This is a genomic window from Kushneria phosphatilytica (assembly GCF_008247605.1).
Taxonomy (GTDB): domain Bacteria; phylum Pseudomonadota; class Gammaproteobacteria; order Pseudomonadales; family Halomonadaceae; genus Kushneria; species Kushneria phosphatilytica.
Map to the genome: position 1 here is coordinate 2,827,199 of NZ_CP043420.1, position 20,489 is coordinate 2,847,687.

At 59.7% G+C, this 20,489-nt stretch carries 18 protein-coding genes; 1 reads left to right on the forward strand and 17 read right to left on the reverse strand.

The genetic code is table 11. From position 1 onward, the window contains the following. Positions 1–3 precede the first annotated feature (3 nt). Positions 4–1,521 carry an exopolyphosphatase gene (gene ppx / locus FY550_RS12990; protein WP_070978473.1) on the forward strand — a complete coding sequence of 506 codons (1,518 nt, stop codon included), beginning with the start codon at positions 4–6 and terminating at the stop codon, positions 1,519–1,521. 6 nt (positions 1,522–1,527) lie between these two features. On the opposite strand, the gene tilS is transcribed toward ppx, so the two are convergent. The 17 genes from tilS to pyrH form a co-directional block, all read right to left on the reverse strand. Then, complete coding sequence (gene tilS / locus FY550_RS12995) at positions 1,528–2,817, reverse strand: tRNA lysidine(34) synthetase TilS (RefSeq protein WP_070978468.1); 1,290 nt, start codon at positions 2,815–2,817, stop codon at positions 1,528–1,530. 11 nt (positions 2,818–2,828) lie between these two features. Further along, the gene (gene accA, locus FY550_RS13000; RefSeq protein WP_070978466.1) at positions 2,829–3,782 is read right to left on the reverse strand and encodes an acetyl-CoA carboxylase carboxyl transferase subunit alpha; all 954 of its coding nucleotides are present in this window, start codon (positions 3,780–3,782) and stop codon (positions 2,829–2,831) included. 114 nt (positions 3,783–3,896) lie between these two features. Then, positions 3,897–7,412, reverse strand: a complete 3,516-nt coding sequence (dnaE, locus tag FY550_RS13005) for a DNA polymerase III subunit alpha (RefSeq protein WP_070978464.1) — start codon at positions 7,410–7,412, stop codon at positions 3,897–3,899. Between the two features lie 41 nt (positions 7,413–7,453). Next, a complete protein-coding gene (gene rnhB, locus FY550_RS13010; protein ID WP_070978461.1) occupies positions 7,454–8,134 on the reverse strand; it encodes a ribonuclease HII in 681 nt (226 codons plus the stop codon). After that, complete coding sequence (lpxB, locus tag FY550_RS13015; protein ID WP_084388100.1) at positions 8,131–9,312, reverse strand: lipid-A-disaccharide synthase; 1,182 nt, start codon at positions 9,310–9,312, stop codon at positions 8,131–8,133. Before lpxB ends, rnhB begins: the two co-directional genes overlap by 4 nt. A 13-nt stretch (positions 9,313–9,325) precedes the next feature. Next, complete coding sequence (gene lpxA / locus FY550_RS13020; protein WP_070978456.1) at positions 9,326–10,093, reverse strand: acyl-ACP--UDP-N-acetylglucosamine O-acyltransferase; 768 nt, start codon at positions 10,091–10,093, stop codon at positions 9,326–9,328. Further along, entirely contained in the window at positions 10,090–10,533 is a 444-nt protein-coding gene (fabZ, locus tag FY550_RS13025; protein WP_070978453.1) for a 3-hydroxyacyl-ACP dehydratase FabZ, read from the reverse strand. The genes lpxA and fabZ overlap by 4 nt, the downstream gene beginning before the upstream one ends. A 123-nt stretch (positions 10,534–10,656) precedes the next feature. Continuing rightward, positions 10,657–11,706 (reverse strand): UDP-3-O-(3-hydroxymyristoyl)glucosamine N-acyltransferase, encoded by a 1,050-nt coding sequence (gene lpxD / locus FY550_RS13030; RefSeq protein ID WP_070978451.1) that lies wholly within the window; start codon positions 11,704–11,706, stop codon positions 10,657–10,659. A gap of 21 nt (positions 11,707–11,727) precedes the next feature. Further along, positions 11,728–12,231 carry an OmpH family outer membrane protein gene (locus FY550_RS13035; protein WP_070978449.1) on the reverse strand — a complete coding sequence of 168 codons (504 nt, stop codon included), beginning with the start codon at positions 12,229–12,231 and terminating at the stop codon, positions 11,728–11,730. Positions 12,232–12,290: 59 nt separating this feature from the next. Then, positions 12,291–14,633 carry an outer membrane protein assembly factor BamA gene (gene bamA / locus FY550_RS13040; protein WP_139148695.1) on the reverse strand — a complete coding sequence of 781 codons (2,343 nt, stop codon included), beginning with the start codon at positions 14,631–14,633 and terminating at the stop codon, positions 12,291–12,293. Then, positions 14,630–14,821, reverse strand: a complete 192-nt coding sequence (locus tag FY550_RS13045; protein WP_139148694.1) for a hypothetical protein — start codon at positions 14,819–14,821, stop codon at positions 14,630–14,632. The genes bamA and FY550_RS13045 overlap by 4 nt, the downstream gene beginning before the upstream one ends. Positions 14,822–14,870: 49 nt before the next feature. After that, entirely contained in the window at positions 14,871–16,220 is a 1,350-nt protein-coding gene (gene rseP / locus FY550_RS13050) for an RIP metalloprotease RseP (protein ID WP_070978444.1), read from the reverse strand. Continuing rightward, positions 16,220–17,404 carry a 1-deoxy-D-xylulose-5-phosphate reductoisomerase gene (gene ispC, locus FY550_RS13055; protein ID WP_070978441.1) on the reverse strand — a complete coding sequence of 395 codons (1,185 nt, stop codon included), beginning with the start codon at positions 17,402–17,404 and terminating at the stop codon, positions 16,220–16,222. The genes rseP and ispC overlap by 1 nt, the downstream gene beginning before the upstream one ends. Before the next feature lie 27 nt (positions 17,405–17,431). Then, the gene (locus FY550_RS13060; RefSeq protein ID WP_070978439.1) at positions 17,432–18,229 is read right to left on the reverse strand and encodes a phosphatidate cytidylyltransferase; all 798 of its coding nucleotides are present in this window, start codon (positions 18,227–18,229) and stop codon (positions 17,432–17,434) included. Next, positions 18,222–18,980 carry a polyprenyl diphosphate synthase gene (uppS, locus tag FY550_RS13065; RefSeq protein WP_070978797.1) on the reverse strand — a complete coding sequence of 253 codons (759 nt, stop codon included), beginning with the start codon at positions 18,978–18,980 and terminating at the stop codon, positions 18,222–18,224. The genes FY550_RS13060 and uppS overlap by 8 nt, the downstream gene beginning before the upstream one ends. A gap of 60 nt (positions 18,981–19,040) precedes the next feature. Next, the gene (gene frr / locus FY550_RS13070) at positions 19,041–19,598 is read right to left on the reverse strand and encodes a ribosome recycling factor (protein ID WP_149054581.1); all 558 of its coding nucleotides are present in this window, start codon (positions 19,596–19,598) and stop codon (positions 19,041–19,043) included. Between the two features lie 17 nt (positions 19,599–19,615). After that, the gene (pyrH, locus tag FY550_RS13075) at positions 19,616–20,365 is read right to left on the reverse strand and encodes a UMP kinase (RefSeq protein WP_070978436.1); all 750 of its coding nucleotides are present in this window, start codon (positions 20,363–20,365) and stop codon (positions 19,616–19,618) included. Positions 20,366–20,489: the final 124 nt, after the last annotated feature.

Below are 20,489 nucleotides of genomic sequence, written 5' to 3' on the forward strand. Positions count from 1 at the left end.
CCCATGGTGGCGTCATCCCCGCATCCTACGCCCCGGCGACTGGCAGCAGTCGACCTGGGCTCCAACAGTTTTCATCTGCTGATCGCCGATTATGTCGATGGTCGCCTGCGTGTCCTCGACCGGCGTAGCGACAAGGTCCAGTTGGCGGCCGGGCTCGATGACGAAGGATATCTCGGTGAGGAGGCCATCGAACGCGCCCTGGCCTGTCTTGAGCGTTTCAGCACACTGCTTTCCGGTATTGCTGCACGCGACATGCGTATTGTTGGCACCAATGCCCTGCGCAGCGCCAGCAACAGTGATCAGTTCATTGACCAGGCACAACAACGGCTTGGTCATACCATCGAAATCATCGCCGGCCGCGAGGAAGCTCGCCTGATCTATCTGGGCGCAGCGCATGCCCTGGCGGAAGTCCACGGACGTCGACTGATCGTCGATATCGGCGGAGGATCAACCGAGCTCATTATCGGTGAGGATTTCGATCCGCTGGCGCTGGAGAGCCTTACCATGGGGTGCGTCTCCTATACCCGACGCTTCTTCGGCGATGGTCGGATCAGCGAGCAGAGCATGCGCCGCGCCGAGAAGGAGGCGCTTTCCGAGCTCGGCAACATCCAGCAGCCCTATCGGCGGCTCGGCTGGGAGGATCCCATCGGCACTTCAGGAACCATCAAGGCCATTGCGGCTGTCATCGAAGCCGACGATCCCAACAGCCGCGGCATGATCACCCGCAAGGGGCTCGGCAAACTCCGCCAGCGCCTGGTGGACTGCGCCTCGCTGGAGCAGGTCCGCATGAAGGGGCTCAAGGACGATCGGGCTCGTATTTTTCCTGCCGGTGTCGCCATCCTGAGCGCGGTTTTCGAAGCGCTCGATATTGACCGCATGCGTTACGCCAGTGGCGCTCTGCGCGACGGCGTACTGCTTGATTTCATCGGCCGCGACACCCCGCATGACTCACGGCGACTGAGCGTATCGCAGCTGGAAAATCGCTTCAGCGTTGATGCCCGTCAGGCTGACAACGTATCGCAAACGGTCAATCAGCTGTTCGAACAACTGCGCACGCCCTGGGGGCTGGAGGAAGAGCACGCTACCTTTTTGCACTGGGGGGCCCGCCTGCATGAGCTCGGCCTGACCATCGCCCACAGCCATTTTCATAAACATGGCGCTTATCTGGTCGAACACAGCGATCTGGCAGGTTTTTCAACCCCCGAGCAGCGATTGCTGGCCTGGTTGGTACGAGCCCATCGAAGACGCTTTCCCACCAGAGAACTGGAACGTTTCCCGAAAGCCGAACGTTGCAGGGCCGCACGACTGGCACGGCTGCTACGACTGGCGGTAGTGCTCAATCACGGCCGCCCTGACACGCCACCGCCGTCGGTCACCCTGAGCGCCGAAGACGAGCGCCTGCATCTGACGCTCGATGCCAGCCGTTACAGCGCGCTCGTGATTGATGACCTCGGCCGTGAACAGTCCTTCCAGAAGAGCGGTGGTTTCGAACTTGAGGTGACCGTCACCGGAACGGAATGAGATCGCTCAGGTGCCAGCCCGCAACAGCCGCCAACCATCTGCCGCCAGCGCCAGGTCGGCTCCGATCAGCGCAACGGCTTCGTCGCCCTGCCAGGCGATAACCAGTCGATCCCGTCGCCAGGGGGGGACTGCTGCCTCCTGAAGGAGCTGCTTGACGCGCCGATGGCGGCCACCATATTGCAACCGCTCTCCTCCCCGGCGCGGCTTCAGGCGAACGCTCACCGGTTTTCCATCTTCTCGCACCAGTCGCCAGTACAATGCACCCACCGGAGTATCGAGGCCAACCTCACCCTGCCAACAGCACTGCCACTCACCCGACATGGTGTCAGTCGGTGTCTGAAGATAGAGCGCGCCCCGCCACACCCGGGCTTCGGCACCGGGCCAGCCCACGTGCACCCTGCCATCGCGGCGAGCTTCGGCACACTGATCCAGCAATGTTTCCAGTCGAGCCCGGGGCGGCAGTGGTAGCCCCAGCCGACCCAGACAACTGCGAATCAACAGCCGCTGACGCGCCCGCGACAACTCAAGCAAAGGCACCAGCGGCAAGCGACCGGGATCATGGCCAAGGCGCTCGAGATCGATTGCAGCCAACTCACCCAGCAATTCACCGGCCTCACGCAGATGATTGGCGCTATCTACCAGCTGCGCCTCTGCCGTCCAGCGTTCGTTCAGTGCCGGCATCACCCGGTGCCGAACATGATTGCGGTCGAACCGCTCATCCTGATTGGTTGGGTCTTCCCGCCATGGCAGATCATGCTGTCTGGCATAGTCGGCAATCTCCGTGCTACCTGCCGCCAGTAGCGGTCGCATCAGCAGACCCCGTCCCAGCGAGCGCTGATATGGCATACCGGCGAGACCAGCGACCCCGGCCCCACGCATCAACCGCAATAGCAGAGTTTCTGCCTGATCACCGCGATGATGGGCCATCCAGAGTACATCGCCACATGCCAGTTGCTCGGTAAAGGCCGCATAACGCGCCCGGCGAGCCCCAGCCTCGAGGCCATCAAATGCGTCAACCGTAACCGGTATCACGCGTAACGGTATGGCCCACTGGTGACAGAGGGTACGGCAGAAGTGCACGAATTCGATTGCGGCAGGCTGAAGTGCGTGATCGATATGAAGGGCTGCAAGAGAGGGTCGTCGCTCTGGGGCGAGACGCTGTCGGGCGCAAAGCGCCAGGTGCAACAGCACCACGCTGTCTCGCCCACCGGAAAGAGCGACATGCAGGGTTGCCCCGGCCGGTACTTCGCCCAGCGCCCTATCCACGGCGCGCTCCAGAGCGATGCTTCCGGCCATGGGCAAAAGACCTACTCGAAGGCGCCGTAGCTCATCAGACGATTGTAACGACGCTCGATCAGCGCCTCCTCGTCATGAGCGTCAAGGCGCTCGAGAGAAGCCAGCAGCGCCTTGCGAATGCGATCGGCAGTCTCCTGGACATGGCGATGGGCGCCGCCCAGCGGCTCATCAATCAGGGAATCGACGAAACCGAGCTCCTTCAGCCGGGTGGCCGTAATCCCCATGGCCTGAGCGGCCTCTGAGGCCTTGTCGGCACTCTTCCAGAGAATCGAGGCACACCCTTCGGGAGAGATCACCGAGTAGGTGGAATACTGCAGCATGGCCAGTTCATCACAAACGCCGATGGCCAGCGCCCCACCGGAACCACCCTCGCCAATGACGGTGGAGAGAATGGGTGTTTTCAACCGCGACATGACAGCCAGATTGTGAGCAATAGCCTCGCTCTGCCCACGCTCCTCGGCATCAATACCGGGGTAGGCGCCGGGCGTATCAATAAAGGTCAGTACCGGGATCTGGAAGCGCTCGGCCATCTCCATCAGGCGGCATGCCTTGCGATATCCTTCAGGACGGGGCATGCCGAAGTTGCGACGCACCTTGTCCTTGACGCTGCGCCCCTTCTGGTGACCGATCACCATGACCGGACGCCCTTCCAGTCGGGCAATACCACCGACCAGTGCAGCATCATCAGCAAAATGACGATCACCATGCAGCTCATCGAAATCGGTGAAGATGGCGTCGATATAGTCCAGCGTATAGGGCCGCTGGGGGTGACGCGAGAGCTGGGAGACCTGCCAGGGGGTCAGGTCACGGAAGATCTGCTCGGTCAGCTTGCGACTCTTGTCCTCCAGCTTGGCGATCTCGTCGTGGATGCTGATCTGGCTATCATTGCCCACCAGACGCAATTCCTCGATTTTCGCCTCAAGCTCGGCGACCGGCTGTTCAAAGTCCAGATAATTCGGATTCATAGGGCAGCTTCACAGGGCTCTTGTCATCTCGGACCGCCTGGGCCCGGAGCGCAGGGGCCAATAAATGGCGCATTATCGCATGGCACATGATGCGTGCAACCGCACCATGGTGGTTCAGGTCTGGCGATAGGCCAGGGTCACGTCGGGATGTCCCTCCACTTCCGCCAGCGCCATCAGCAGATCATCGCAGGGCAGCACCCGCCAGTCATTGCCCAGTTCAAAGCAACCACTGGCCTGCTCATTGCGGTAGTTCAGCCTTACGGGAAGGCCACTCTCATCCAGATGACGCGATAATTGCTCACGCAGGCCGGAAGAGAAACGACCATTGAGGCGACTGCCATCGATACTGAGCTCGATGGCCTCGCCAAAGCGGGCTCTGGCGGCTGCCATGGGCGTCACTTCCTTGCCACGCAAACGCAGTCCGCCGGAATAGTCATCGAGACTGACCTCGCCTTCCAGGATAATGACCTGATCGGGTGCCAGCTGATGGCGCACCTGATCATAAAGCTCTCCGAACAGCGAGGCTTCGATACGTCCGGTACGATCATCCAGTGTCACGAAAGCAATGGTATCGCCACGCTTCGATTTCATGGTACGCATCGCCACGATCAGTCCGGCAACCCGCTGTGGCTCCCGGGCAGGTTTGAGATCGACGATACGCGTCGATACAAAACGCTTGAGTTCAGCCTCGTACTCATCGATCGGGTGACCGGTCAGGTAGAGTCCGAGCGTCTCCTTCTCGCCTGCCAGTCGATCACGATCCGACCAGTCCCGCACGCTGCGGTAATCAGCGTAACAGTCGCTGTCATCGGAAGCCGAAGTTGTATCAAAAGCCTCACCGAACATGTCGATCATACCGAGACTGGCATTGGCATGACTCTGGGAAGCCGCTCGCAGGGCGTCCTCCAGCGCACCAGCCAATACCGCCCGTGAAGGCCCGAGCTGATCCAGCGCACCGGAACGAATCAATGCTTCGATGGTGCGCTTGTTGATTCTGCCGGCATCGATACGACGACAGAAATCGAACAGATCACGGAAGGGGCCGCCCGCTTCGCGAGCCTCGACGATCGCCCCGATCGGTCCTTCGCCGACACCGCGAATGGCACCCAGCCCATAAACCACGTGATTCTGTTCATCAACACTGAAACGGTAGGCGCCGATGTTGACGTTGGGCGGCGTTACCGTCAGTCCCATGCGTCGGCACTCTTCAATCAGCGGCACCGCCTTGTCGAGATTATCCATCTCGGTTGAAAGCACCGCCGCCATGAACGGTGCCGGATAGTGCGCTTTCAGCCAGGCAGTCTGATAGGAGACCAGGCCATAGGCGGCCGAGTGTGATTTATTGAAGCCGTAGCCGGCGAACTTCTCCACCAGATCGAAGAGGTTGCCAGCCAGATCCTCGTCGATGCCGTTTTCCTTGCACCCATCCAGAAAACCGACACGCTGCTTGGCCATTTCCTCGGGCTTCTTCTTGCCCATGGCACGGCGCAGCATATCGGCCTGCCCCAGGCTGTAACCCGCCAGCACCTGGGCGATCTGCATCACCTGCTCCTGATAGAGGATGACGCCGTAGGTGGGCTCCAGGACCGATTTCAGCCATTCATGCTGGTAATCCGGGTGTGGATAAGCGAGTTCGGCACGGCCATGCTTGCGGTTGATAAAGTCATCCACCATGCCGGATTGCAGCGGCCCGGGGCGGAACAGCGCCACAAGGGCAATCATGTCCTCCAGCGAGTCCGGCTGGAGCCGCTTGATCAGCTCCTTCATGCCGCGCGATTCAAGCTGGAAGACCGCCGTGGTTTCGGCTTTCTTGAGCATCTCGAAGGTGGGCACATCATCGAGCGGAATAGTGCCGATATCCAGCGGGCCCTGCCCTTCCCTGGCGCGTACGTCATCGACCATTTCCAGCGCCCAGTCGATAATGGTCAGCGTGCGCAGACCAAGGAAGTCGAACTTGACCAGCCCGGCCTCCTCGATATCGTTCTTGTCGAACTGCACCATCAGGCCACTGCCATCATCATCACAAAGCAGTGGCGCGAAATCGGTGAGTTTCGTCGGCGCGATCACCACCCCGCCGGCGTGCTTGCCGGTACCACGGGTGATACCTTCCAACCTGAGCGCCATGTCCCAGATTTCCTGGGCATCCTCATCCGCTTCAAGAAATTCGCGCAGCGCACTCTCCTGGCCGTACGCCTTCTCCAGGGTCATGCCAACTTCGAAGGGAATCAGCTTGGAGAGCTTGTCCCCCAGCGAGTACGGCTTGCCCTGGGCGCGCGCCACATCCCGCACCACAGCCTTGGCGGCCATGGTGCCGAAGGTTACGATCTGGGAAACGGCATCACGACCGTAACGGTCGGCAACATAATCGATTACCCGGTCGCGTTTCTCCATGCAGAAGTCAACGTCGAAGTCGGGCATCGAGACACGCTCGGGATTGAGAAAGCGCTCGAACAGCAGATCATATTCCAGTGGATCGAGATCGGTAATCTCCAGCGCATAGGCCACCAGTGACCCAGCCCCCGAGCCACGACCGGGTCCAACCGGGACATCGTTGTCCTTGGCCCAGCGGATAAAGTCCATCACGATCAGGAAGTAACCGGGAAACCCCATCCGGTTGATGATATCGAGCTCGAAGTCGAGTCGCTCACGATAGGACGGTTCATGTTCGGCGCGCTCACGCCCGGGGTAGATCGGATGCGACCCCTCGAACAGGACTTCCAGTCGTTTTATCAGACCATCGTGGGCAAGCTCACGGAAGAACTGCTCCATCGATTGCCCTTCCGGTACCGGGTATTCCGGCAGAAAGATCTCGCCCAGACGAACGTCGACGTTACAGCGAGCCGCGATCATGACCGTATTTTCGATCGCCTCGGGGATGTCGGAGAACAGCTCCGCCATTTCCTCGCCACTACGGAAATACTGATCTTCGCTATAGCGCCGCTCGCGCCTTGGGTCATCGAGTGCCCGACCTTCGCCGATTGCCACCCGGGTCTCATGGGCCCAGTAGTCCTCGCGGTCGAGAAAGCGTACATCATTGGTCGCCACTACCGGCGTATCGGTCGCTGCCGCCAGAGCCACGCTGGCATGCAGGCACTCTTCATCAAGCGCACGTCCGGTACGCTGCAGTTCGAGATAGAAGCGATCCGGGAAGAAACGCTGCCACTCTTTCAACAGCGACTCGGCGGTTTCCCGGTGTTCAGCCAGCAGGAATCGACCGATTTCCCCTTCCCGGGCACCCGAGAGCGCAATCAGACCATCACTGCGCTCAAGTACCCATTCCTTGCGCAGCACCGCGCGACCCTGGACCTGCCCTTCCTGCCAACCCCGTGAAATCAGTTCGGTGAGATTACGATAACCGTCATTGTTCATCGCCAGCAGCGTCAACCGCCAGGGATGTGCCTCATCGAAAGGGTTTTGCAGCCAGACATCACTGCCAATAATCGGCTTGAGGCCGGCTGCCCGCGCGCTCTTGTAGGATTTGACCAAAGCAAAAAGATTGGTCTCATCGGTAATCGCCAGGGCTGGCTGACCGACTTCGCTGGCCCGGGCGATCAACGGCTTGAGCCGGATCAGCCCATCAGCAAGGGAGTATTCACTGTGCAGGCGCAGATGGACAAAAGGTGTTGTCATGGTACCACTCATGGTTCACCGCTCGGCCCGGAAAGGCCCCGTCAGGGTCCATCCGTGGCAGCCGAGCCAATGGTCGTGTTCGCGGTCGACGTCAGGACGCGATGCTGAAGACGCCGTACCGGTGCAAAGGAGCAGCGATGTTCGGCCAGTGGCCCCAGCCGCTCGAGTGCCTCGAGATGTGCCCGGGTCGGATAGCCCTTGTGGGCTGCGAAACCATACTCCGGATAACGAGCATCGAGGGCTACCATCTGGGCATCGCGGGCCACCTTGGCGACAATCGAGGCCGCAGCGATCGATTCGACCCGGGCATCCCCGCGGACCACAGCCTCTCCCGGAACATGATGCCCCGGTAGGCGATGACCGTCCACCAACAGGTATTCGGGCGAGACCGACAAGCCATCGATCGCACGACGCATCGCCAGATGAGTCGCATGATGGATGTTGAGCGTATCAATCTCGGTGCTCGACGCTTCGCCCAGCGACACTGCCAGCGCCTGCTCGCGGATCAGTCGATCCAGCTCGTTACGACGCGCAGCACTCAGTTTCTTGGAGTCCGCCAAACCGGTAATCGGCCGTTGCGGATCCAGCATGACAGCTGCAGCGACCACCGACCCTACCAGCGGGCCGCGTCCGACCTCATCCACGCCGGCAACTTTCCAGCCCTTGTAAGCGATGACCACGGGGGGATCATCATCCACTCGCCTGCGGCGGGTGCCTGTCATGTCGTATCTTCCTGATGCCTGTTGGACAAGGAGGTGCCATTTTCGGGGCGCACCATGGTCAGAACCGCCTCTGCTGCCCGGGCACTGGCATTGCGCTGCAAGGTCCGGTGCATGGCAACAAAACGCTGGCGTAACGCCTGACTGCTATCGGGATCAGCCAGCCAGCCCAACAGCGCTTCACTGATCGCCTCGGGCGTGGCCTGCTGCTGAATCAGCTCCGGTACCAGCGTTTCGCGCGCAATCAGGTTGGGCAGTGAAATCCAGGGGGTTTTGACCATGTAGCGAGCGATGCGATGTGTCATGGGCGCCATGCGATAGGCCACGACCATCGGCCGATGGCAGAGCATCGCCTCCAGTGCCGATGTTCCGGAAGTCAGCAGGACGGCATCACTGGCTGTCATCGCCATCCAGGCCTGACCATCGATCAGCCGGATACCGTGCTCAGCCACGCCCAGCGCTTCAAGCTCCGTGCGGCGTGCCGGCGTAGCGGCCGGCATGATCACCTCAAGCTCGGGCAGCTGCCGACGCAGTTGCGCCACAGCGGCCAGGAAGGTTTCACCGAGATAACGGATTTCACTGCCACGCGACCCCGGCAGTACGGCCAGCAGCGGCGAATCGGACGCAGGATCGAGTCCCAGGTGGTGACGAGCTGCCGCCCGGTCATCGGCCAACGGCATCTCCTCAGCCAGCGGATGACCGACAAAGGTGACCGGCACCTCGTGCTCACGGTAGAAATCCGCCTCGAAGGGAAGCAGGGTCAACATGCGATCGACCGCTTTCCGAATCGTTTTGATCCTGCCCTGACGCCATGCCCAGACCGAGGGGCTGACGTAATGTACGGTGGTCACGCCCTGCTGACGCAACTGACGCTCCAGACCCAGATTGAAATCCGGCGCATCAATACCGATCATTACATCTGCTCGCCAGGACAGCGCCTCACGACGGAGCTGTCGGCGAACATCAATGAGTCCCGGCAAGTGCCGCAACACCTCCACCAGCCCCATGATGGACAGGGTTTCCAGCGGATAGAGACTCTCCAGCCCCTGCGCGATCATGCGCGGTCCGCCGATACCACGAAATTCGATGGTTCCGTGACGACGGCGGAGTTCCTGCATCAGCGTAGCGCCCAGCAGATCACCGGAGAGCTCGCCGGCTACCATGAATACCCGCAGGCTCATGTCCGATCTCCGGCTAGCGTGTCAGGCCCCGTTTGGCAGCCTTCAACGAATCAACGAACTGCTGCATCGTCGGCGACAATGACTGCTGGTCGAACTCTTCAAGCACCTCGGCAAGGGTACGGCGACTGCGAAAAACCTCACGGTAGGCGCGACGCAGCTCGCTGATACTCTCGCTTTCAAAGCCACGACGCTTGAGACCTTCAGCGTTGAGCCCGTGAGTCCGCGCCGGATTGCCGGTCACCATGACGAAGGCGGCGATGTCCTTGGTAACAATCGAACCGCCACCACACATGGAGTGGGCGCCGACATGGCAGAACTGATGCACGGCAGCCAGACCACCAAGAATGACATGATCACCCAGAGTGACATGGCCTCCCAGAGTCGCCTGATTGGCCATGATGACATGATCGCCGATGACGCAATCATGCGCCACATGCGCATATGCCATGAACCAGCCATGATCTCCAATGGTGGTCTCACCCCGATCCTGAATGGTGCCCCGGTGCACGGTCACACCTTCACGGAAGACATTATTATCTCCGACGACCAGGCGGGTCGGTTCACCGTGGTACTTCTTGTCCTGACACTCTTCGCCCAGCGAGGCAAACTGGAACACTCGATTGTTGCAGCCCAGCGTCGTCGGCCCCTTGATGACGACATGAGAACCGATAACACAACCACTCCCGATCTCGACATCGGCACCGATCACGGAAAACGGCCCCACCTCGACATCGTCAGCCAGTCGTGCGCCGGGATCGATGATGGCGGTTGGATGAATCAAGCGACCTTCCTCTCGGCACAGATGATATCGGCCTCACAGACGACCTCACCTTCGACGTGCGCCCGGCATGCGAATTTCCAGATCCCACGCCGTGCCTTGAGCATTCGCGCTTCAAGCGTCAGGCGATCACCCGGAAAAACCGGCCGTTTGAAGCGTACATTGTCGCTCCCGACATAATAATAGATGTAACCGTCGGCCGGTCGCTTGTCGACGGTCTTGAAACCCAGGATACCGGCCGCCTGAGCCAGTGCCTCGATGATCAGAACGCCCGGCATGATGGGATGCCCGGGAAAGTGGCCGTTGAAGAAATGCTCGTTGTAACTGACATTCTTCCAGGCCGTAATGCATTCACCCAGCTCAATCTCGGCCACCCTGTCGACCAGCAGAAACGGATAACGGTGGGGGAGATATTCCTGGATCTCGTTGATGTCCATGACCATTGGCACGCAACCTCTGAAATAACGAAATGCCTGCCGGACTGGCAGGCATGCGATGGGCGACCGCAAGGGTCGGCCATTGTACACGGGTCTCGAGGCGTCGGCAGCCGCCGCCTGTCGAAGACGCTACTGCGACGTTCCCCTGTCCCTGTCACGCTCCAGCCGAGTCAGGCGACGCGCCATCTGATCGAGCTGCTTGAAGCGCACAGCGTTACGACGCCATAAATCATTGGGCATCGAACCGGTTCCCGAAGAGTAAACACCGGGCTCATGAATGGAGTTGGTGACCAGGCTCATGCCGGTAATCTGAACACCATCACAGAGTTCGAGATGACCGGCCAGACCGACCCCGCCACCCAGTTGGCAGTGCCGCCCCACTCGGGTGGAACCGGCAATACCGACACAGCCGGCCAGCGCGCAGTGCTCACCGATGTGCACGTTATGTGCAATCTGCACCTGGGAATCGATTTTCACGCCATCTCCGATGACGGTATCACCCAGCGCGCCACGATCGATGCTCGAGCAACTGCCGATCTCGACATCATCACCGACCACTACGCCACCGATCTGAGCAATCTTGTGCCAGGCCGAGCCGTCATGGGCGAACCCGAAACCGTCCCCACCAACCACGGCACCACTGTGGATAATCGCCCGTTGTCCGACAATCACGCCGTGGTACAGCGTGACATTGGCGTGCAGCAGCGAATCAGAGCCGATCGAACAGGCTTCACCGACCGAGCAACCGGCACCGATGACGGTACGCTCACCGATGACGGCGTGCTCGCCAATCACGACATTGGGACCGATCGAGACGTCCTTTCCCAGCACCGCGCTTTCCGCAACGCAGGCGCTGGCATGAACACCAGGACGATGGCCGGCCAGTGGAGGCGCAAACAGATGGGAAAGGTGCGCATAACCAAGGTAGGGATTGTCGAGCGCCAGCGCTGATACCGGACACTCCGATACCAGATCGGGAGGAAGCAGCACGGCTGCTGCCCGGGTTTCTCCCAGAAAGCGCTGATAAGCACGATTGGCGAGAAAGGCGATATCGTCGGGTCCGGCATCGCTGAGCGTGGCCAGCCCACTGACCCGCTGCGCACCATCACCGTGCAGGGTTGCCCCCAGCGTTCGGGTCAGCTCCTCGAGGGTATAGGTCTGGCTAGTCATCATCTTCATTGGGTGGAAGGCAACGCCACCTTACTGGAGCGAATTGAAGGTGTTGGTAACTTCCTTGGTCAGATCGAGCGAGTCATCCGAATAGATGACACTCTGACGATCCACCAGCACCTGAACGTGATGACGCTGCACCACCTGCTCGATGGCCTTGTCCAGCTTGGGCTTGGCCTGCTTGAGGAAAGACTGCTCGGCCTGCTGACGCTGCTGTTCGAGCTGCTGGCGTTGCTGCTGGAACTGGGTGCCCTTCTGGCGCAGCTGCTGCGCCAGATTCTGACGCTCATTGTCTGACATGACATCGCCATTCTGCTGCAAGCGCTTCTGAAGCTGCTGAACCTGTTGGCCCAGTTGTTTGACCTGCTGCGGTTTATTACCCAGCTGATTCTTGAGCTGATTCATCGAATGCTGCGCGGCCGTGGTATTCATCAGGGCCTCACGCCAGTCGAGCACAGCGACATCGGCAGCCTGAGCGGCCATGGAAAGAGTTCCCAGAATGCTGGCCAAACAGAGGGCTGCAATCTTGCGCATATCAAAGCTCCTTGTGGTTCAATGCTTTTCGACCGGACACGTAGTGTCCGGCACTGCCATCAGAATGTCTGGCCCAGCGAGAACTGGAAGAACTGGGTATCGTCACCGTTCTTGTCCTTGATCGGCTTGGCCACCGAGAAGGTCAACGGTCCCACCGGAGTCAGCCAGGAAAGCCCGATACCTGCCGAGACCCGCAGATCATTGAGATCGACACCGGACGAACACTGAGAGTTGTAACCATCCTCGACCGGCAGACAATCCGACAGGTAGGTGTTACCGGAGTCGATAAAGAACGATGTCTGTACCTGACGATGATCCTCGATGAACGGTGTCGGGAAGATCAGCTCAGCCGACCCCTCCAGCAGGATGTTGCCGCCGAGGGTATCATCATCACCGTCGGCTCGCTCGGTTGTCGGCTGGCCCAGGGTATTGCTCTCAAAGCCACGTACCGATCCCAGCCCGCCGGAATAGAAGTTCTCGAAGAACGGATAGGTATCGGTTTTGCCATAACTGTCGGCATAACCCAGTTCGGTACGGAACTTGAGCGCCCACTCTTCGGTTTGGATCGGGAACAGCTTCTGCCCCTGATAACGCAGCTTGTAATATTCGGCGTCGCTGCCCGGTCCGGTTACCTCGGCACTTGCCTTCTGATAGCTGCCTGCAGTCGGCAGAATACCGCGGTTGAGGTTGTTGCGGGTCCAGGCAGTGGTCAGCTTGTAGTTGTTGAAGGTCTTTCCTTCGTCATCCACATAGCGGGCAATCTCCGAGGGAGAGTCATCGTAGTCCTTGACCGTCAGGTGTTCGCCGCCCAGACCGAAATTCAGTCGCGACAGCTCACTGATCGGATACCCGAAATTGACCCCGCCACCCACGGCATCGGTGGAATAGGTCGAGATATCGGCATCCTTGTAGTCCGTCGAGCGGTAGTAGAGGTTGAAACCGCGGGAGATGCCATCAAGTGTCCAGTAGGGATTGGTATAACTGAAGTTCAGATTGGTGTAGTAATCACTCTTCTGCGCACCGATATCAACCCGGTTACCGGTCCCCAGGAAGTTGCGCTGAGAAAGCGAAGCCCCATAGATCAGCCCCTCTGACTGGGCATAGCCGAGACTGGCAGAAATACTGCCGGAGGGCTGTTCCTGTACGTTATAGGTCACATCAAGCTGGTCGGGCTCGCCCGCGACACGCTGGGTATTAACGTCCACCTGCTTGAAGAAGCCGAGACGCTGCAGGCGCTGCTGAGAGGTCTTGATATCATCGGTCGATGCCGGAGCACCCTCGAGCTGCACCATCTCGCGGCGCAGCACCTCATCGGCGGTAGTGGTATTGCCCTTGAAGTTGATGCGACGAACATAGGCACGGCGCCCGGGCTGAACATTGAAGTCTACATCCACGGTATCGCCATCACTGTTGATCTTCGGGACGGCATTGACCTGAGCAAAGGCAAAACCACGCGCCCCCAGCGCCTTGCGCAGGGCCTCACTGGAAGCTGTCAGCTTCGACTGTGAGAAGATATCCCCGGATTCGGCAGTGACCAGCGAGCGCGCCTTGTCCTTATCCATCTTCAGATCACCGGAAAAACCGATGTCACCGATCCGGTAACGCTTGCCCTCGTCGACATTGACCGTCACGTAAATGGTCGACTTGTCGGGGCTGATCGACACCTGAGTAGAGTCAATCGTGAAATTCACATAGCCCCGATCCAGATAGTACGAGCGCAGTCGATCCAGATCGCCCTGGAGCTTTTCACGAGAGTACTGATCACTTGAGAACCAGCCGAAAAACCAGCCGGGCTTGTCTTCGAGCTCGAACTGATCACGCAGGGTATCGTCGCTGAAGGCCTGGTTACCGACAATATTGATCTGACGAATCCTCGCCACCGCCCCTTCGTTGATATTGATATCAACCTGTACGCGGTTACGGCTGAGTTGCTCGACCTTCGTGTTGATGCGAGCGCTGTAACGCCCCTGCTGCTGATAAACCTGCTCCAGCTGACGCTGCATCTCTTCCAGGGTAGAGCGCTGTAGTACCTGCCCCTCGGACAGGCCGGCATCGCGCAGCCCCTTGCGCAGATCATCCTCGGAGATCTTGGAGTTGCCATTGATCTCGATTTTCGCAATCGAGGGCCGCTCCCTGACATCGACCACCAGCACATTGCCATCCCGGCCGAGGCTGACATCATCGAACAGACCGGTGCTGAACAGCGATTTGCCTACTCGGGAGAGCGCATCGTCATTAACGGTATCGGAGGCAGAAATCGGCATCGCATTAAAGACGGTGCCCGCTGAAACGCGTTGCAGCCCCTCGACGCGAATATCCGAAACCTTGAAGGGAGAAATAGCGAATGCCGCCTGTGAAGGAGCCAGCAAACACACCATCAGACCAATGGTTTTAATCTTCATGCCGTCATTTCGCTTTTACTGAATTCCGCCCGCTCGGGGCCCGCTTCTCGTGCCGATAGCAACGCGCGATCCGGCTGGCGTCGTTGTATTCGGATACCCGCCATGTCACCGCTGAAAGCCTGCTGGGATACGACAGGTAACACGCGCTCATCGAAGGGGTCGAGATCGTGAACACGCACCTTATACACATCGCCGCCATCCTGACAAGCACCGCCGCCTTTCGCCCGTAATCCCACGCTAGAGTCTCATCAGGTCGAAATAGAAGGCCATGATCATCAACGCAGCCACCAGCGCCGCGCCGATTCTGAGCCCCATGGCCTGTGCTCGGTCCGACAGCGGACGCCCTCGCACAGCCTCAATGGCGTAAAACAACAGATGCCCGCCGTCCAGCACCGGGATGGGAAGCAGATTCAACACGCCCAGGCTGATCGACAGATAGGCCAGAAAGCCGATAAAGGTCTCCAGACCGGAACGCGCCGATTCGCCCGCAACCCGGGCGATGGTGATCGGGCCGGAAAGATTCGAAGGAGAAATCAGACCGGTCAGCATCTTCCGGATCGACCCCACGGTCAGCGCCGTCATCGAGGCCGTACGATGCAACGCACGTCCGACCGCTTCCAGTGGGCCATAGCGCAACTCCCGTCGATACTGCGCCGGCCACTGCCCCGGTTCAGCAGCTGCACCGATATAGCCGACACTGCGGCCATCATCGAGCTGATGAGGGCGAGGCTTCAGCGTCACCGGACGGGTTTGACCATTACGGCTTACCTGTAGCTCAAGCGTCCGGTTGGCCGAGGCCTGCACCTGGTTCACCAGCTCCGACCAGTCATCGATATGAACACCGCCGATCGAAATGATCCGATCCCCGGCCTGTAGCCCGGCAGCGGCCGCTGCCCCCTCCGGCAGCACTCGACCGATAACCGGAGGCGTTGCCGGGCGCCATGGTACAAATCCCAGCGTTTCCAAGGGCCGTGGCGGGTCCTGCTGCGCCATATAGCTTGAGACATTCAGGGTATGCTGTTGTAGTGCACCCCCCTCATTGCGAGTCTCGAAATGCAATCGATCACGACCAATGGCGCCAATCAGGGCAAGATTGACCTCTTCCCAGGAGCGGGTACGCTCCCCCTCTATACGGACAATCTCCTGACCACGTTCAAGCCCACCCCCGGCGGCCGGCGAATCAGGTGACACCGCCCCTACCATGGGAGTTACCGTGGTCGTCCCCACCATGAACATCAGCCAGTAGGCCACCAGCGCCAGCAAAAAATTGGCCAGTGGACCGGCAGACACCACGGCGATACGTTTCCAGACCGATTGACGATTGAAGGCAAGATGCTGCTCAGCGGGATCAACAGGAGCTTCGCGCTCATCAAGCATCCTGACGTAGCCACCCAGCGGAATCGCCGCGAGCGCAAATTCCGTACCATGCCGATCAACGCGCATCAGCAGCGGCCGCCCGAAGCCAACCGAAAAACGCAGCACCCGGATGCCACAGCGACGAGCAACCCAGAAATGGCCAAACTCGTGGATGGTGATCAGGACCCCCAGCACCACGATAACGGCCAGGATATTCTGGAGAATACCCATCACCCGCTCCGCTCCCGGCGCTCGAGCTCGACAGTCGCCATGTCACGAGCTTGACGATCCATGTCAAGAATATGTTCAAGGCTGTCAGCCGGTACGTGCGCCAGCTGTTCGAGCACCCGCTCCACTATTATCGGGATGGTCATGAAGGGAATACGCTCGGCCAGAAAGGCAGCCACCGCTACTTCATTGGCGGCATTCAATGCGGCTGGCGCTGTACCACCGATCATCATCGCCTCGCGCGCCAGCCTCAGGCAGGGGAAACGAGTCACATCCGGTGCTTCGAAATCGAGCCTACCGGTGGCAAACAGATCCAGCGGCGCTACCCCTGTTTCGATCCGCTCCGGCCATGCCAGACCATGAGCAATCGGTGTCCGCATGTCCGGGTTGCCCATCTGGGCGATGACCGAGCCATCTATGTAGGCTGCCATGGAGTGAATCACGCTTTGTGGATGCACCACCACCTCGACCTGCTCGTGTGTAGCATCGAACAGCCAGCACGCCTCGATCAGCTCAAGTCCCTTGTTCATCAGAGAGGCACTATCCACCGAGATCTTGCGCCCCATCGACCAGTTGGGGTGGGCACAGGCCTGATCCGGTGTTACCCGAGCCAGTCGAGTCATATCCCATTCACGAAAAGGACCGCCGGAAGCAGTCAGGAGAAGGCGATTGACACCGCAGCGGGAGAGGCCACCACGGTGATGATGAGGCAGGCACTGGAAGATGGCATTGTGCTCGGAGTCGATCGGAAGCAGGACCGCACCGCTTTCGGCCACCTCACGCATGAATAGCGCCCCGCTCATGACCAACGCTTCCTTGTTGGCCAACAATACCCGTCGTCCGGCGCGCACGGCCGCCAGGGTCGGCGTCAGCGCCGCAGCACCAACGATGGCCGACATGACGATATCGGCGGCTGCGGCCACTTCACACAGCGCGGTTTCTCCATAAGCGACCCGGGTAGGCAAATCGCTATCGGCCAGCGCCCGGGTCAGCCAGTGCGCATCCTCGGCGCCTGATAACACAGCCACTTCGGGGCGGTGCACGCGACACAGCTCCAATAGTGCCTGACAGCTGCTCTGGGCGGTAAGTGCATGAACGCGATAGCGTTCAGGGTGGCGGGCAATGACATCAAGGGTACTGGTACCGATCGAACCAGTGGCACCCAGTACTGTAACGGTCTGCGTCATGATGGGCTCCAGAGGCCGCAAGCGACATCAGCCAACCCAGGGGGCCAGCAAGGCGAACAGCGGGATCGCAGCGGTAAGACTGTCGATGCGATCGAGCAGTCCACCATGACCCGGCAACAGCTGTCCGGAATCCTTGATGCCACGATGGCGCTTGAGCATGCTTTCACACAGATCTCCCAGAACCGAGGCAGCAGTAACGATTGCTGTCACGACCAGCAGCACCACACCACGCATGATGCCGAAATCCTGCCACCAGGCCATCAGCAGTGCCAGTACTGCCGACCCCGCCAGCGCGCCGTAGACACCTGCCCAGGACTTGCCGGGACTGACCCGGGGAGCCAGTTTGCGATTACCAAAGGCTCGCCCGGCAAAGTAGGCAGCAATATCGGCGCCCCAGACGACAAACAGTACATAAAGCAGCCAGATCGGCTGCTCACGCAACACTAGAAAACCGATCCAGCATGGCAGCAGAATCCAGACCCCCATGGCCAGGCGCATGCCAACACTTTCCCACTGATCGGTCGCCTGCGGATAGCGGATAACCCAGTAAAGACAGACCAGCCAACCCAACAGCCCCACCCATAAGGGCCAACTCTGAAAAGCGATACCACTCGACCATGCCAGCGCCATGGCGGATAACATGGACAGGGCAAACAATGCCTTGTCGCGAGGCGCTTCACGTCCGGCGAGATTCGACCATTCCCAGGCGGCAGCCACCACCAGCAAGCCGATGAAAGCGGCGTACCAGCCACCGCTGAGCAAAAACAGCAGTACCAGTGACGCCGGTCCGATCACCAGCGCAGTCAGAACCCGTTGCTTAAGCACCCTGCTGCACCTCGACCTGTTCGTCCGTCATGCCGAAGCGGCGCTTGCGCCTGGCAAAGGTATCCAGCGCCTCATCAAAGGCGTCGGCCCCAAAATCCGGCCAGTACAGGGACGAGAAATAGAACTCGGCATAGGCCAGCTGCCATAGCAGAAAATTACTGATGCGCTGTTCACCACTGGTGCGAATGCAAAGATCCACATCCGGAACACCATTATGCCGGATCTCGCTGTCCAGCAGTGTCTCATCAATATCACGAGCACCAATTTCGCCGGACTCGATACGCTCACCCAGGCGCCGGGCCGCACCAGCAATATCCCAGCGTCCACCATAATTGGCCGCCACGATCAGATGCAGACCGGTGTTCCCCTGCGTCAGACGCTCGGCACGATCGATCGCGCGGTTGAGCGAATGAGGCAACCGGGAGCGCTCCCCAACGATGGAAATACGAATATTGTTCTTGTGCAGACGCGCCACTTCACGGCGCAGTACCAGCACAAACAGCTCCATCAGCGCGCCAACTTCCTGAGCCGGACGCTTCCAGTTCTCGCTGGAAAAGGCGAACAGGGTGATGGCCTCGAGCTCCCGCTCAACGGCACGCTGAATGACCGCACGTACCGACTCGACGCCGGCATGATGGCCGCGAATGCCGGACAACCCATGGGCCCTTGCCCAGCGATTGTTGCCATCCATGATGATCGCCACATGACGGAGTCCGGAGTGTGGCGGGTTGGGCAAAGACGTATCGGGCATGAGTACTCGCATCGGTACGCGATCATCCGCATCGCATACATCGGTCGGGATCCGGCAGTGTCAGACCTGCATCAGGTCCTTTTCCTTCTGCTCAAGCAACTGATCGATATCGGCAATCGCCCGATCGGTCAGCTTCTGAATGGCTTCCTCGGCCTGACGCTCCTCGTCTTCCGAGATATCCTTCTGCTTGAGCAGCGCCTTGACATCATTGTTGGCATCACGACGCACATTACGCACTGCCACACGTCCCTGCTCGGCCTCCTGACGCGCCTGACGGATATACCCCTTGCGCGTCTCCTCGGTGAGCGGCGGCATGGGCACACGAATGACCGTACCGGCGGTATTGGGATTGAGTCCAAGGTCAGCCATCAGAATGGCCTTTTCAATCCTGGGCACCATCGATTTTTCCCATGGCACTACAGTAAGCGTGCGGGCATCCTCGACATTGACGTTGGCTGCCTGACTGATGGGCAGCTCGGTGCCGTAATAGTCGACGCGAACCGCATCAAGCACGCTGGGGTGCGCACGACCGGTCCGAATCTTGGAAAACGCCGATTGGAGCGCTTCTACACTCTTGCGCATACGCGCTTCGGCGTCCTGCTGGATATCGTTGATCACGATGTTCAACCTCTGACTTATTGATCTTCATCCCTGGCCACGTCGATCAGCGTGCCTTCACGGCCGCCCACCACCAGATTCAGCAGTGCACCAGGGCGCGTCATGTCGAAGACGCGGACCGGCATGTCATGGTCACGTACCAGACAGATTGCGGTCAAATCCATTACACCCAGCTTCTGTGATAACACCTGATCGTAATCCAGATGCTCGTATTTCACCGCATCGGGATGATTGACCGGGTCCTTGTCGTAGACGCCGTCTACCTTGGTCGCCTTGAGCACCACATCGGCATCGATCTCGATACCTCGCAGACAGGCGGCACTATCGGTGGTAAAGAACGGATTACCGGTACCGGCAGAGAAGATCACGACATCACCCGATGTCAGGTAGCGGATGGCGGTGCGGCGATCATAGTGCTCGACCACGCCACTCATCTGAATGGCTGACATGACACGCGAACGGATACTGGAGCGCTCAAGCGCATCGCGCATGGCGAGTGCGTTCATCACGGTCGCCAGCATCCCCATATGATCACCGGTCACCCGCTCCATGCCGGCGGCGTGCAAAGCCGCCCCGCGGAACAGGTTGCCACCACCGATCACGATGCCCACCTGGACCCCGATGCCAACCAGCTGACCGATTTCCAGCGCCATGCGATCCAGCACCTTGGGATCGATGCCGAAATCATGATCGCCCGTCAGGGCCTCGCCGGAAAGTTTGAGCAGGATACGCTTGTACTTGACGCTACGATCTGGGGCGGGGGGCATGACTCATCTCTCCTGAACGGGACGTGCTCTGACAGTATTACAGCCGCGCGGGCAGGCGGCACATACACATTGGCGTGCGCAAGCGCACGCCAATGTGGAGTCGCTGATTTCGCGACGAGGACTA

Bases quoted from the DNA above. Each gene is read 5' to 3' on its own strand.
- lpxB (WP_084388100.1), bottom strand. From the start codon at position 9,312: ATGAGCCTGCGGGTATTCATGGTAGCCGGCGAGCTCTCCGGTGATCTG.
- lpxD (WP_070978451.1), bottom strand. From the start codon at position 11,706: ATGAAGATGATGACTAGCCAGACCTATACCCTCGAGGAGCTGACCCGA.
- ppx (WP_070978473.1), top strand. From the start codon at position 4: ATGGTGGCGTCATCCCCGCATCCTACGCCCCGGCGACTGGCAGCAGTC.
- accA (WP_070978466.1), bottom strand. From the start codon at position 3,782: ATGAATCCGAATTATCTGGACTTTGAACAGCCGGTCGCCGAGCTTGAG.
- bamA (WP_139148695.1), bottom strand. From the start codon at position 14,633: ATGAAGATTAAAACCATTGGTCTGATGGTGTGTTTGCTGGCTCCTTCA.
- tilS (WP_070978468.1), bottom strand. From the start codon at position 2,817: ATGGCCGGAAGCATCGCTCTGGAGCGCGCCGTGGATAGGGCGCTGGGC.
- fabZ (WP_070978453.1), bottom strand. From the start codon at position 10,533: ATGGTCATGGACATCAACGAGATCCAGGAATATCTCCCCCACCGTTAT.
- rnhB (WP_070978461.1), bottom strand. From the start codon at position 8,134: ATGACAGGCACCCGCCGCAGGCGAGTGGATGATGATCCCCCCGTGGTC.
- FY550_RS13035 (WP_070978449.1), bottom strand. From the start codon at position 12,231: ATGCGCAAGATTGCAGCCCTCTGTTTGGCCAGCATTCTGGGAACTCTT.
- pyrH (WP_070978436.1), bottom strand. From the start codon at position 20,365: ATGCCCCCCGCCCCAGATCGTAGCGTCAAGTACAAGCGTATCCTGCTC.
- rseP (WP_070978444.1), bottom strand. From the start codon at position 16,220: ATGGGTATTCTCCAGAATATCCTGGCCGTTATCGTGGTGCTGGGGGTC.
- dnaE (WP_070978464.1), bottom strand. From the start codon at position 7,412: ATGACAACACCTTTTGTCCATCTGCGCCTGCACAGTGAATACTCCCTT.
- ispC (WP_070978441.1), bottom strand. From the start codon at position 17,404: ATGACGCAGACCGTTACAGTACTGGGTGCCACTGGTTCGATCGGTACC.
- uppS (WP_070978797.1), bottom strand. From the start codon at position 18,980: ATGCCCGATACGTCTTTGCCCAACCCGCCACACTCCGGACTCCGTCAT.